The 12815-nt window shown below is 74.3% G+C and carries 11 protein-coding genes; 6 read left to right on the top strand and 5 right to left on the bottom strand.

Going from position 1 to position 12815, the window contains the following annotated elements; all coding sequences use genetic code 11:
- Positions 1-688: 688 nt before the first annotated feature.
- Positions 689-1705, top strand: a complete 1017-nt coding sequence (locus tag ACSNOH_RS28080; protein ID WP_436724235.1) for an ArsR/SmtB family transcription factor — start codon at positions 689-691, stop codon at positions 1703-1705.
- A 115-nt stretch (positions 1706-1820) separates the two neighbouring features.
- On the opposite strand, the gene ACSNOH_RS28085 is transcribed toward ACSNOH_RS28080, so the two are convergent.
- A complete protein-coding gene (locus ACSNOH_RS28085; protein ID WP_436724236.1) occupies positions 1821-3719 on the bottom strand; it encodes an APC family permease in 1899 nt (632 codons plus the stop codon).
- A 219-nt stretch (positions 3720-3938) separates the two neighbouring features.
- Between ACSNOH_RS28085 and ACSNOH_RS28090 the strand changes: the two genes are divergently transcribed.
- Complete coding sequence (locus ACSNOH_RS28090) at positions 3939-4520, top strand: hypothetical protein (protein ID WP_436724237.1); 582 nt, start codon at positions 3939-3941, stop codon at positions 4518-4520.
- A 25-nt stretch (positions 4521-4545) separates the two neighbouring features.
- On the opposite strand, the gene ACSNOH_RS28095 is transcribed toward ACSNOH_RS28090, so the two are convergent.
- Entirely contained in the window at positions 4546-5475 is a 930-nt protein-coding gene (locus tag ACSNOH_RS28095) for an oxidoreductase (RefSeq protein WP_436724238.1), read from the bottom strand.
- 249 nt (positions 5476-5724) lie between these two features.
- On the opposite strand from ACSNOH_RS28095, the gene ACSNOH_RS28100 reads away from it, so the two are divergent.
- A complete protein-coding gene (locus ACSNOH_RS28100) occupies positions 5725-6513 on the top strand; it encodes a sulfite exporter TauE/SafE family protein (RefSeq protein ID WP_436724239.1) in 789 nt (262 codons plus the stop codon).
- A 145-nt stretch (positions 6514-6658) separates the two neighbouring features.
- Positions 6659-7603 carry a trypsin-like serine peptidase gene (locus ACSNOH_RS28105; RefSeq protein WP_436724240.1) on the top strand — a complete coding sequence of 315 codons (945 nt, stop codon included), beginning with the start codon at positions 6659-6661 and terminating at the stop codon, positions 7601-7603.
- A 39-nt stretch (positions 7604-7642) separates the two neighbouring features.
- On the opposite strand, the gene ACSNOH_RS28110 is transcribed toward ACSNOH_RS28105, so the two are convergent.
- The 3 genes from ACSNOH_RS28110 to ACSNOH_RS28120 form a co-directional block, all read right to left on the bottom strand.
- Positions 7643-8002, bottom strand: coding sequence for a hypothetical protein (locus ACSNOH_RS28110; RefSeq protein WP_436724241.1), 360 nt, complete (start codon positions 8000-8002; stop codon positions 7643-7645).
- On the bottom strand, positions 7999-8862 hold the full coding sequence (locus ACSNOH_RS28115; protein ID WP_436724242.1) for an isocitrate lyase/PEP mutase family protein: 864 nt from the start codon (positions 8860-8862) through the stop codon (positions 7999-8001). Before ACSNOH_RS28115 ends, ACSNOH_RS28110 begins: the two co-directional genes overlap by 4 nt.
- A 368-nt stretch (positions 8863-9230) precedes the next feature.
- Positions 9231-9929, bottom strand: coding sequence for a SanA/YdcF family protein (locus ACSNOH_RS28120; protein WP_436724243.1), 699 nt, complete (start codon positions 9927-9929; stop codon positions 9231-9233).
- A 103-nt stretch (positions 9930-10032) separates the two neighbouring features.
- On the opposite strand from ACSNOH_RS28120, the gene ACSNOH_RS28125 reads away from it, so the two are divergent.
- Positions 10033-11298: a deoxyguanosinetriphosphate triphosphohydrolase gene (locus ACSNOH_RS28125; protein ID WP_436724244.1), complete on the top strand. Its 1266-nt coding sequence runs from the start codon at positions 10033-10035 to the stop codon at positions 11296-11298.
- A 264-nt stretch (positions 11299-11562) separates the two neighbouring features.
- Positions 11563-12815: NAD(P)/FAD-dependent oxidoreductase (locus tag ACSNOH_RS28130; protein WP_436724245.1), on the top strand; the 1253-nt coding region annotated here is incomplete at its 3' end.

Raw genomic sequence — 12815 nt, forward strand, 5'->3', positions numbered from 1 at the left:
CCCCCCCCCCCCCCCCCCCCCCCCCCCCCCCCAGGTGCTGGAGCCGCCGCCAGGGCGAACCCCGACCCTCAGCCCCGGCGGCGGCTCCAGCACCTGGGGGCGGCACCCGTGCGGGGGGCCGCCCCTTCGCATGGGGGCCGCCCCTTCGCACGGGTGCCGCTCTCTTCGCGCTGAGCCGCCCGTACGGTCCCGTCGCACTGACCGTCCGGTACGGACCAAGGCCCCCGAGCGGAACCCCCGTTGGCCGGAAACCGTCGTTCCGCTGGGGCGCGTGAGGCGCGCGGTGGGGCGGGAGTGTCTCCGGCACATGACGGACGGGTTACCGGCGCGTGGTCGTCCTGTGGTGAACCTGCGCCCGAGATGTGCCCGACCTGTGGGTTCTCTGTGCCCGGCACGGCGAAGGGGCGGCGCTCGTGCGGGAGCGCCGCCCCTCTTTACTCCCCCACCGGGAGTTGTTGCCGCCCGCATCGGCTCGGGCGGCAACTCGCATACTCAGCGGCCGCTTTTTCGCTCGCCACCCCCCACGGGAACGAGCGGGGGCGGCCCCGAGTGCGTGAATAGCATTTCGCTTCCCCCACGTTCGCCGCGAGTCCTTTCAACTGTGGCCAAAAGGGCGTGGTAACAGCTCGTATCGGTGTGCATACTCAGTGAGCGGGGGGTGGTTGCGGATGTCTCATGTGGGGGTTTGGTGCTGCGCGTCCATTTCACTGGACTCGATCTGGCCCGGTTGCGCCTGGCCGGAGACCCGGACGCACTCTGGGAAACCGTATTGAGCCTCCACCGGCTCCGGGACAAACAAGGCGAGTCGATCTTCGGGGATTGGCGCTCGGAAACCCGGGCCCGGTTGAATGGTGAAACTCGGCTTCTCGCCCCGCTGGTGCCGTCCCGCGGGTATTTTCCGGACTTCCTCACACCCCCCGAAGGGGTACTCGGACTCGACTCCGGCATGCAGGCGCTGCGCGAGACGCCCGGCGAGCGGGTGCACCGCGAGCTCGGCCGGCTCGCCACGGCCCGGACGCTCCCCGCTTGGATACGATCCATGGCCGAGGGCGACGACCGCGCCTTCGCCAAGCTCACCGGCGCGCTCCAGGCCTACCACGAGGCCGCGATAGCACCCTACTGGCAGCACATCCAGGCCCAGATCGAGGCCGACCGGGCCGTGCGCGGCCGGGCCCTGCTGGACGGCGGAGCGGACGCCCTGCTCTCCTCGCTGCCGCCCATGATGCGCTGGCGCGCGCCGGTCCTGGAAGCCGACTACCCCGTGGACCGCGACGTGCACCTGGGCGGCCGCGGGCTGCTGCTGGTTCCGTCCTTCTTCTGCCGGCGCACGCCCGTCACCTACCGGGACCCCGACCTCACGCCGGTGCTCGTCTACCCCGCCCGGCACATGTCGGAGTCCGCGCCCGCCGTGCAGACCGCGCCGCGCTCGCTCGGCAAGCTCGTCGGGCACACCCGCTCGGCGGTGCTCGGCTCCATCGGCGGCGGCTGCACCACCAGCGAACTGGCTCGCCGCGTCGGCGTCTCCGCGGCCTCGGCGAGCCAGCACGCGGGCGTGCTGCGCGAGGCGGGGCTGGTGCTGACGCTGCGCAACGGCAGCGCGGTGATGCACACCCTGACGCCGCTGGGCGCGGCCCTGCTGCGCGGCGGCCACCGGCAGCAGCTCGCGCCGCGGCAGCCGTCGGTTTTGCAGTCTCCCGGGGCGTGACCCCGGGAGACTGCGGGGGCGGCGTTCGCCGCCTCACTCCTACCGCTGCCGTGGGCATGAACCCCGTCAGCAGCCGTACGGCGGACGCGCCGTCAGCAGCCGTACGGCGGGCGCACTACCGGCCCGTGGCCGCTCCACGGGCCGGTTCCGCGCCGATGCGGAAGCGGAGGCGGCAGATCACCGCGTCCGTGTCGCGGCGCACCGCGTGGGCCACGACCGCGCCGCGCTGGTTCTGCAGCAGCCGCTGCCAGACGTGCGCGGGCTCGACCTCGGGGATGAGGACGGTGACGCGGTTGTCGGGGTGCCGGTCCGTGAGCTCCTGGACGTAGGCGACGATGGGGCGGCCCAGGGCCCGCGTGGGCGCGGGCAGTTCGACCAGGTCGACGCCCGGGTTCCACAGTTCCCAGTCGCGCCGCAGCGACTCCGCGGCCCGCGCCCCCTCCGCGTCGGGCTGGACGGCGGTCACCGCGACCACCTCGTCGCCGAGGGACACCGCGGCGGTCAGCGCCTTGCTGGTCAGCCGGGAGAGGGAGGAGACGGGCACGACGACCACGCTGTGGCAGCGGCGCGGCGGCTCCGGCACCCGGCCCAGCCCCAGCCGCTCGCCGATCCGCCCGTACGAGCGGTGCACGGCCTCGAAGGCCAGGACGAGCAGCGGCAGCGCCAGCACGATCAGCCAGGCGCCCTCCTCGAACTTCGTGGCCGTGACCACGACGGCCGACACGCCCGTCAGCAGCGCGCCGAAGCCGTTGAGGAGCGCCTTGCCGCGCCGGCCCGCGGAGCGCTCCCGCCGCCAGTGCCGCACCATGCCGACCTGGCAGATCGTGAAGCCCACGAACACCCCGATCGCGAACAGCGGCACGAGCGTGTTGACGTCACCGCCGGAGAAGACCAGCAGCAGCGCGGAGACCGCGGCGAGGGCCAGCACGCCGTGCCGGTGCACCTGCCGGTCCGCCTTGAGGGCGAAGACGTGCGGCAGGTAGTTGTCCCGGGCCAGCAGGGCCATCAGGACGGGCAGGCCGCCGAAGGACGTGTTCGCGGCCAGCGCCAGCAGCACGACGGTCGCGAACTGCACCACGTAGAAGGCCCAGTTGTGACCGAGCGAGGCGTCGGCGAGCTGCGCGAGGACGGTGACGCCCTCGGCCGGCTGCAGGTGGAAGCGGCCGATGAGCACCGCCAGGCCGGTCAGCATGACGCCCAGCAGGCCGCCCAGCGCGACCTCCGTGCGCTGGGCCCGGCGCTGCGCCGGGGCGCGGAAGGCCGGCACGGCGTTGGCCACGGCCTCCACGCCGGTGAGGGCGGAGCAGCCGGCGGCGAAGGCCTTCAGGAGCAGCAGGGCACCCACGGAGGTGGCGTTCCCGGCGAGCACGGAGGCGTGCCCGGCGGCGGCCTCGGTGCTGGCGGGTGCGTCCCGCAGCAGCCCGGCCACGATCATCGTCAGGATCGAGCCGACGAACACGGCGGTCGGCACCATGAACCACTTCGCGGACTCCACGATGCCGCGCAGGTTCACCCCGGTCACCAGGGCCAGCACGGCCAGGCAGATCCACAGCCGGTCGGCGTAGAGGGAGGGGAAGGCGGAGGTCAGGGCGGCGACGCCGGCGGTGACCGACACCGCCACGTTCAGCACGTAGTCCAGCACCAGGGAGGCGGCGGTCACCAGGCTGGTGCGCCGGCCGAGGTGCCGCTTGGCGACCGCGTAGGAGCCGCCGCCGTCCGGGAACGCCGCGATGACCTGCCGGTAGGAGGCGACGAGGACCGCCAGCAGGGCGGCGATCGCGAAGGTGACGGGGAGCGTGAAGCCCAGCCCGTGCGCGCCCGCCGCGGCCAGCACCAGGACGATCGACTCGGGCCCGTAGGCCACGGACGCCATGGCGTCCAGCGAGAGCGCCGCGAGCCCCTGAGGGGCGGTCAGCCGGTGCCGGTCCTCGGCGGGCGGCCGCGCGGCGCCGGTATCCGGGGGTTCCTCGCCGGCCCCTTCGGGCTGCTGGTGCGCGTGCGCGAGCAGGGACATTCTGTTCGTACCTCCGTGAGTGGGACGCCCAGCGTGCAGCGGGCCCCGCACGCCTGCGCACGGCCTTGGCGGCCTCTTGGCGCGTTCCGGAGGGATCTTCACGCGTTCTTGACGGCCGGGGCCGGGTTGCGTCAGCGGGGCGTAAGGGTTGGCCCGGGCGGCGTCAGCACCCCGTCAAATGCGGACGGCCCGCCCCCGCGGGGACCTAGCGTCACCGGCATGGGACGGCGACAGCTCTCGAAGGCGCGGGCGGGCGGCCCGGTTGCACGGACGGCACGGGCGAAGGCGCAGCCGCCCGGCGGCGCGGTTCTCGCCCGCGACCGCGGCTGGCGGCGCGAGGCGCGGGCCGCCTGGTACTGCGGCTCGGCCCTCGCGGGCGTCCTCGTCCTCGCCGACCTCGCCCGCGGCGGGCTCGACGCGCCGCGGGCCGCCTGCTGGACCGGCCTGGGGGCGCTCCTCATGGCCGTCCTGCTGCCGCAGAAGGTCACCGCGGGCGACGGCTGGCTCGCCGTGCGCGGTCTGCTGGGCGAAAAGCGCGTCCGTACGGACCTGCTCACGCAGGTGCGCCGCGCGGACGGCATGACGCCGCGGCTGGTGCTGCGGGACGCCGGCGGCCGGCGCGTGGAGTTCGACCCGCAGGTGCTCGTCGCCAACCCGCTGCTGTGGCACCAGCTCGACGCGGGCGTGCGCCGCTCCCGCGCGAGCGGCCTGCTGCGCGAGGGCGGGGCGCCGCTGCGGGAACTCGCGGAACGCATCGACGGCGAGGGGGCGCGGCGGCTGCTGGAGTCCTGCGAGCGGTGAGGCCCCGCAGGCCCGGCGGGATCCGCTACAGCCAGTCGTACGTCACGCCGGTCAGCCGTTCGGAGGCCGCCCAGAGCCCTGCACTCGCACGATCGTTACGCGTCCAGGGCGCCCGCACCGCCCGCCGCGTAGGCACCCCCGCACTGCGGAACTCGAAGCGCGGCCCGAAGTAGTCGTCCTGCCGGACGTCCTGCGCCGTCGCCGCGTACAGCGTGGGCAGCGCCCCCTCCTCCGCGCTCTGGGCGAAGAGCCGGTTGGCCAGCTCGGCCAAGTGCTCGGCCGCGTCCCGGCCCTCCATCCGCGGCCCGGCCGTCTGCAGGTTGGTGGCCGCGTAGCCGGGGTGCGCGGCGACGGCGACGACGCGCGAGCCCTCCGCCGTCAGCCGCTGCGCCAGCTCGTGCGTGAACAGCAGGTTGGCGCTCTTGGAGCGGCCGTAGGCGATCCAGCGGCGGTAGCGGTGCTCCATGTTCAGATCGCGCGGGTCGACCGTGCCCAGGACGTGCAGGCCGCTGGAGACGGTGACGACCCGCGCGCCGTGCCCGGCCTCCCGCAGCCGCGGCAGCAGCAGCCCGGTCAGCGCGAAGTGGCCGAGGTGGTTCGTGCCGAACTGCATCTCGAACCCGTCGACCGTGCGGCGCTGCGGCAGCGCCATCACCCCGGCATTGTTGATCAGCAGGTCCAGCCGGTCGCCGGGCAGGTCCGCGGCGAAGGCCCGCACCGAGGACAGGTCCGCCAGGTCGAGCGGGGCGAACTGCACGTCGGCGCCGGGCGCCGCCGCCCGGACCCGCTCCTCGGCGGCCTTGCCGCGCGTCGCGTCCCGGCAGGCCAGGACGACCCGGGCGCCGCGCCGCGCCAGCTCGCGGGCCGTGACGTAGCCGATGCCGCTGTTGGCGCCGGTGACCACGGCCGTGCGGCCGCTCTGGTCGGGGATCTCCCTCGCGCTCCATCCAGTCACGTCTGCTGCGCTCCTCTGCGGTCCGCACCCGGCACATACGCGTCAGTAACCCTCGTGGGTACCAGCGTAGGCCAGGGCGTGCGGCCGCAGGGCGGGCATTCGCCCGATACGGTGGCCCGCCCGCGGGGCGCCCCTGCCCGGCGCGGCCGGACCGTATACAGCGGATCCGCCGGGACGGGCAGCGGGCGCGGAGGCGGGCTACCGCCGTCCTCCGCAAGCCGGTTGGGCAGAACCCGTACGATCGCCGGGGTGACGACCGACATATCGCTGACGACGCTGCTCGTGCTCTGCCTCGCCGCGGCCGCGGCGGGCTGGGTCGACGCCGTGGTGGGCGGCGGCGGCCTCCTGCAGCTCCCCGCCCTCATGGTGGCGCTGCCGCACGTGCCGGTCCCGCACGCCATCGGCACCAACAAGGCCGTCGCCATCTGCGGCACCGCGGCCGCGGCCGTCACCTACACCCGTCGCGCACCGGTCAACCGGCGCACCGCCCTGCGCATCGGCCTCGCCGCGCTCGGCGGCTCCTTCGCGGGGGCCTTCTTCGCCTCCAGCATCAGCAGCGCCGTCCTGCGCCCCCTGATCATGGCGATCCTCGTGGCCGTACTGGCCTTCGTGCTGCTGCGGCCCTCCTTCGGCACGGGCGCGCTGCCGGACGCCCGGCCGGTCTCGCGCCGCCGCGCCCTCGCCGCGCTCGCCGTCGCGGGCCTCGGCATCGGCTTCTACGACGGGCTGATGGGCCCCGGCACCGGCACGTTCCTCGTGCTCGCCCTCGCCGCGATCCTGCACATGGACCTGGTGACGGCCTCCGGCACCTCGAAGATCGTGAACGTGTGCACCAACGTGGGCGCGCTCGTCACCTTCTCCTTCCAGCACGCCGTGATCTGGCAGATCGCCGCCCCCATGGCGCTGTTCAACCTCACCGGCGGGGCCGTGGGGGCGCGGATGGCGCTGAAGCGGGGGAGCGGCTTCGTCCGGGTGGTGCTCGTCGTGGTGGTGCTGTCGCTGGTGTGCAAGCTGGGCTACGACCAGTGGGGCGGCTGAGCCGCGGGGCGCGAGCGGTCTGAGCTGCGCAAAGGCGCCCGGCCGCCCCGAACGGCTGGCCCTTGCATAAGAAATCCCTTAAATAGGCCCGGCGCGCACCGGGTCCGCCGGACAAGGCGGCTAGCCTGACCCGTACCTTCCTGACGTGGTGGGGGTTCTCGTGCGTTTCTCCCGGTGGGGCCGGGCCCGGTGGGTCCGGGCCGTGCTCGCGGGGCTCTATGTCCTCACCCTCGCGGCGGCCGTGCCGCGCGGTGCCGGAGGCCACGGCCGGGAGGGCAGCTGGTCCAGCGAGGAGGCCCGGCGGTTCTGGGGCCCGACGCGCGTGGACCGCGCGCAGGACGGGTCCGACGGCGAGAACGGCGACGCCGCGCCCGCGGCCCAGCGCGTCACCGGCAGCGCCCGCCACTTCGAGGGAGTGCCGTCCGTGGGCGTGCTCGTCTCCGCCGGCGAGGACCTGCGCGACCACCACTGCACCGCCAGCGTGGTGCACAGCCCCAAGGGCAACCTGATCGTCACGGCCGGGCACTGCTCCATCGGCGACGACGCCGCGTTCGTCCCCGACTACCGCGCGGGATCCGGCAAGCAGCCGTACGGGGTGTGGCCCGTGGACCACGTCTTCGCCGACCCCCGCCGCAGCGACACGGGCGCCGGCTCCGACCTGGACTTCGCCTTCGCCACCGTCAGAGCCGACGCCCGCGGCCGCCAGATCGAGCGCGTCACCGGCGCCAACCGGCTGGTCCGCACCCCCGGCTTCGTCAACCGCGTCACCGTCATCGGCTACCCCGACGCGGACGACGACCCCGCCGACAAGGCCATCCGCTGCACCGCCATGACCACCCGCCTCGAACCGCGCAACCAGCTGCGGATGCGCTGCGACGGCTTCGTCTCGGGCACCTCCGGCAGCCCGTGGCTCACCCACTTCGACGAGCAGAAGCGCACCGGCGACCTCGTGGGGGTGCTGGGCGGCCTCAACGGCGGCGGGCCGGACGGCGAGGAGAGCGCGCAGATCTCGTACAGCCCGGTCAACGACGACGAGATCTTCAAGCTGTACGTGGACGCCATAAACGACCGGGAGCCGCAGCGGAGCTGACGCCCCCGCGGCTCCCGGCTGCGCGATACTCGCCGCGCGCTACTCGCCCTCGCCGTCCGGCGTGTGGCCGATCCAGCCCCCCTCCGGCTGCGACTGGGCGGAGCCGCCCACGTCCCGGTTGCGCACGTCGATGGCGCCACCGCCCCCGTCGTGGTCGCTGCCGGCCGTGCCCTTGCTGCCGACGAGCGCGTTGGCCGTGCGGTCGACCTCCAGCCAGGAGTCGGCATGCGAGTTGTCGACCACGAGGAGGCCGAAGTTGGACGGGCCGAGGCCCGTGGGGAGCGGATCCTGCGGCTCGGTCCGCGTGCGGGCGGCGGCCGCGGCCTCGCCGCCCAGGACGGTGCCCGCGAGCACGGCACCGGCGACGCCCACGGCGAGGAGGGCGGCGCGCGGGATCACGCCGGGACCGCCTGCCGGGCCGGGCGCTGCCTGCCGATGTTCCGCTCCAGCAGCCGGGTGGAGCCCGCGACCCCGATCTCGTCGCCTCCCGAGGTGTCCGGCAGCCGCCCGTCGTCCTTCTTCAGCGCGGTCAGCGCGTCATCGATGGCACGGTGTGCCGCGAAAAGGCACGGAGTGCTGTAGATGGCGACGTCCACGCCGAATTCCGTGAGCTCGCTCAGGGAAAGCCGCGGCGACTTCCCGCCCGCGATCTGGTTGAACAGCAGCGGCTTATCACCGATCACGGAACGCACCTTGCGAATCCACTCCGTGCTGCGCACCCCGTCGACCAGGACGACATCCGCGTCCGTTTCCGCGAGGGCCGCCGCGCGGCGCAGGATTTCCTTCTCCTCGGTCGCGTCGGTGCGCGCCACGACGAGCAGGTCCTCCCGGGCGGCCAGCACCAGTTCGAGTTTGTTCAGGTAGGCGTCGAGCGGCAGGACGATCTTTCCGTCCGCGTGCCCGCACCGGCGCGGCCGCTGCTGGTCCTCCAGGATCACCCCGGAGGCCCCGGCCCGCTCCAGTCGGCGCACCACGTGGCACGCCACCTCGGGATCGACGTAGCCGTCGTCGATGTCGACCAGCAGATGGTGGCCGGGGAAGGCGGGGCGCAGCCGTTCGACGAAGCCGACCATGTCGGGCCAGGCGATGAAACCGATATCGGGGAGCCCGTAGTGGGACGCGGCGAATCCGAACCCCGATACGAAGAATCCGTTGTAGTGCTGCGCGGCGATGGATGCCGAGTACATGTCGTAGATGCCGATGAGAGGGGTGGTGCCGGGGGCTGCGATGTCCCTCCGCAGAGCGGTGCCGTGGCGCATCTGTCCTCCTGACGTCCGGTCCCGGTGAATTTCGGCCGGTACTGCGGCGCTTACGCTGTCAGAAGATGCGCAGGGGTGTAAACGGCGCCCCAAGGAACCCTCACGACCAGGAATGGTGCGACAGTCTCTTTATATGGTCGACAGTGGATTTCTGCAGCCAGGTCAGAGGCATATCCGCGGCACGGCGTAGGGGAATGCGCCGCGGATCGTGGGCCGTACGCCACGGCCGTGATCCTGACCCCGGCGTACTCAATCCGCGCGGCGCCCGGGGAAGGAAGGCGTACCCGCACTGGTGCGGAAGCCGTACGGGACGTCGCCCCGCGCCGTCGGCCGGATCAGCGGCGGCGCGCCCGCCCCGGCCCGGCCGGTCACCGCCCGTCCGCCTCCGCCAGCGCCTGCTCGACGCCCGGCTCGTGCGGCCCCAGGAAGCGCGGCCCCGGCCGCACGACGGCGTCCAGCGCCGCCTTGCCCGAGGCGAAGACCTCCCGCGCACCGCCCGCGTACCAGGTCACGTCGTGCCTGGCGGGCACCCCGACGCCGTACGCGTCGATCCCCGCCGCCCCGCACAGCGCCAGGGCCCGCCGCACGTGGAAGCCCTGGGTGATGAGCACGGCCTTCTTCACGCCGAAGACGCGCGCCGCGCGCGTGCACGAATCCCAGGTGTCGAAGCCCGCGTAGTCGCTCACGACGCGGTCGGCCGGCACCCCGCGCTTCGTCAGATACGCCCGCATCGCATCCGGCTCGTCGTAATCCTCGCGGCTGTTGTCGCCGGTGACCAGCACCACGCGGACCTTGCCCGCGCGGTACAGCTCGATCGCGGCGTCGAGGCGGTGCGCCAGATACGGGGACGGCTCGCCGTCCCACAGGCCCGCGCCGAAGACCATGGCGACCGGCGCGGCCGGCACGCTCGCAACCGTCCGCATCCGCGGCTCCGCCGCCGCGTACACCCACGTCGCCGGCAGCAGCGCCAGCACGCAGCCGGCCACGGCCGCCCACAGCAGCCGCCGCCGCTCCCGCCGCGTCCGCGGCATCCGTACCCGCACCCGCAGCACGCGGCCCCGCACCATGCCGATCACCTTCCCCGTCGACCGGTAAGAACGCCCCGGGCCCCCGTCCGGTTCCCCGCCTGCGCCGTCGCTGCTGTCACACCCTGCGGTTACCGTCGGGAGTATGAACGGAACGGCACGCACCGCGGGCGAGCAGCCCCCCATCGCCGGATACGACGAGCAGGACCTGGAGCGCTGGGCCCCCGAGCCCGACAAACGCCCCGGGCGCACCGCCTTCCAGCGCGACCGGGCCCGCGTGCTGCACTCCGCCGCCCTGCGCCGCCTCGCCGGCAAGACCCAGGTCGTCACCCCCGGCGTCAGCGCCCAGGCCTGGGACGCCAGCCCCCGCACCCGCCTCACCCACTCCCTGGAGTGCGCCCAGGTCGGCCGGGAGCTCGGCGCGGCCCTCGGCTGCGACCCCGACCTCGTCGAGGCCGCCTGCCTCGCGCACGACCTCGGCCACCCCCCGTTCGGCCACAACGGCGAGCAGGCGCTCGACGAAGTCGCGGGCCCGTGCGGCGGTTTCGAGGGCAACGCCCAGTCGCTGCGCCTGCTCACCCGCCTCGAACCCAAGCGGTTCGTGCCCGCCGGCGACGGCGGCGATCCCGGTGAGCCCGGCGCGCTCGTCAGCGTGGGCCTCAACCTCACCCGGGCCGCCCTCGACGCCGCCACCAAGTACCCCTGGCCCCGCGGCGGCCACCCCACCGACCCCGCCTCCCGCAAGTTCGGCGTCTACGCCGACGACGTGCCCGTCTTCAGCTGGCTGCGGCAGGGCGCCCCCGAGGGCCGGCAGAGCTTCGAGGCCCAGGTCATGGACTGGGCCGACGACGTCGCCTACTCCGTCCACGACGTCGAGGACGGCCTGCACGCCGGCCACCTCGACCCGAACGTCCTCCTCGCCGAGCCCGAGCGGCTCCTGGAGCAGGAGTGGTGGCCGCACGGCTACGACGGCTCGGCCGTCGCCCAGGCCCGCCTCAAGGACGCCACCAGCCAGCTCATCGGCCGCTTCTGCCTGGCCGCCGAGACCGCCACCCGCGCCGCGTGGGGCCCCGGCCGGCTCACCCGCTACCGCGCCGAGCTGGTCGTCCCCCGCGAAACCCGCCTCGAATGCGCGGTGTTGAAGGCCGTCGCCGACCGGTACGTCATGCAGCGCGAGGACCAGGAGAAGCTCCGCGCCGAGCAGCGCGTCGTCATCGCCGAGCTCGCCGAGGCCCTCACCGCCCGCGCCCCCGACGGCCTCGACCCCCAGTTCCGCACCCTCCACGCCGCCGCCACGGACGACGCCGGCCGGCTGCGCGCCGTCGTCGACCAGATCGCCGCCCTGACCGACGTCTCCGCGCGGTCCCTGCTCGCCCGTCTCACCGGCGGCCGCGCGGCGGAGGCCCCGTAGCAGGACGGCAAAGCGGGCGGCGGGACCGGATCCGCTCCGGTGGTCACCGGAGCGGATCCCGGGCAGATCCGGTGACCGAAGGGTGACCGAACGTCCACAGAATCCCGGGACTTCCCCCACACCTTGCGGGTACTGACCCGTCCGGGGTAGTCCCTCTTCCGGCGGCGGCCCCCGTGCGGCAACCTCTGCACGGGCGATCCCGGGCGGGGGCGGTTCACCGCAGACGCAGCGCAGACGCACTGCGCGGCAGCGAGGAGGCAGCAAGTGGTCGACGCGAACCAGACGTTCGTCATCGTCGGAGGGGGCCTGGCCGGGGCGAAGGCCGCGGAGACCCTCCGCGCGGAGGGCTTCACCGGCCGGGTGATCCTCATCTGCGACGAACGCGAACACCCCTACGAGCGCCCGCCCCTGTCCAAGGGCTACCTCACGGGCAAGGACGACCGCGACAGCCTCTTCGTCCACGAGCCCGCCTGGTACGCCCAGGCCGACATCGAGCTGCACCTCGGCCAGCCCGCCGTCCACCTCGACCGCGCCGGCCGCACCGTCCGCCTCGGCGACGGCACCTGCGTCCACTACGACAAGCTGCTGCTCGCCACCGGCGCCGAGCCGCGCCGCCTCGACATCCCCGGCACCGGCCTGGCCGGCGTCCACCACCTGCGCCGCCTCGCCCACGCCGAGCGGCTGCGCGGCGTCCTCGCCTCCCTCGGCCGCGACAACGGCCACCTCGTCATCGCCGGCGCGGGCTGGATCGGCCTGGAAGTCGCCGCGGCCGCCCGTTCCTACGGTGCCGAGGTGACCGTCGTCGAGCCCGAGCCCACACCGCTGCACCCCGTCCTCGGCCCCGAGCTCGGCCAGCTCTTCACCGACCTGCACAGCGAGCACGGCGTCCGCTTCCACTTCGGCGCCCGCCTCACCGAGATCGCGGGCCACGACGGCATGGTGCTGGCCGCCCGCACCGACGACGGCGAGGAGCACCCCGCCCACGCCGTCCTCGCCGCCATCGGCGCCGCCCCCCGCACCGCCCTCGCCGAGGCCGCGGGCCTCGCCCTCGTCGACCGCGCCGACGGCGGCGGCATCGCCGTCGACGCCTCCCTGCGCACCTCCGACCCCGACATCTACGCCGCCGGCGACGTCGCCGCCGCCGAGCACCCGTGGCTCGGCACCCGCCTGCGCGTCGAGCACTGGGCCAACGCCCTCCACGAGGGCCCGGCCGCCGCCCGCGCCATGCTCGGCCGGGAGATCGCGTACGACCGCGTGCCCTACTTCTTCTCCGACCAGTACGACGTCGGCCTGGAGTACTCCGGCTACGCCCCGCCCGGCTCCTACGACCAGGTCGTCTGCCGCGGCGACGTCGGCAAGCGCGAGTTCATCGCCTTCTGGCTCTCCGAGGGGCGCCTCCTCGCCGGGATGAACGTCAATGTGTGGGACGTCACGGAACCCGTCCAGAAGCTCATCCGCTCCGGCGCCCCCCTGGACCCCGAGGCCCTCGCCGACCCCGCCGTCCCCCTGGACGCCCT

The sequence above is a fragment of the Streptomyces sp. URMC 127 genome, from assembly GCF_051386535.1.
In the GTDB taxonomy this organism is placed as follows: Bacteria; Actinomycetota; Actinomycetes; order Streptomycetales; family Streptomycetaceae; genus Streptomyces.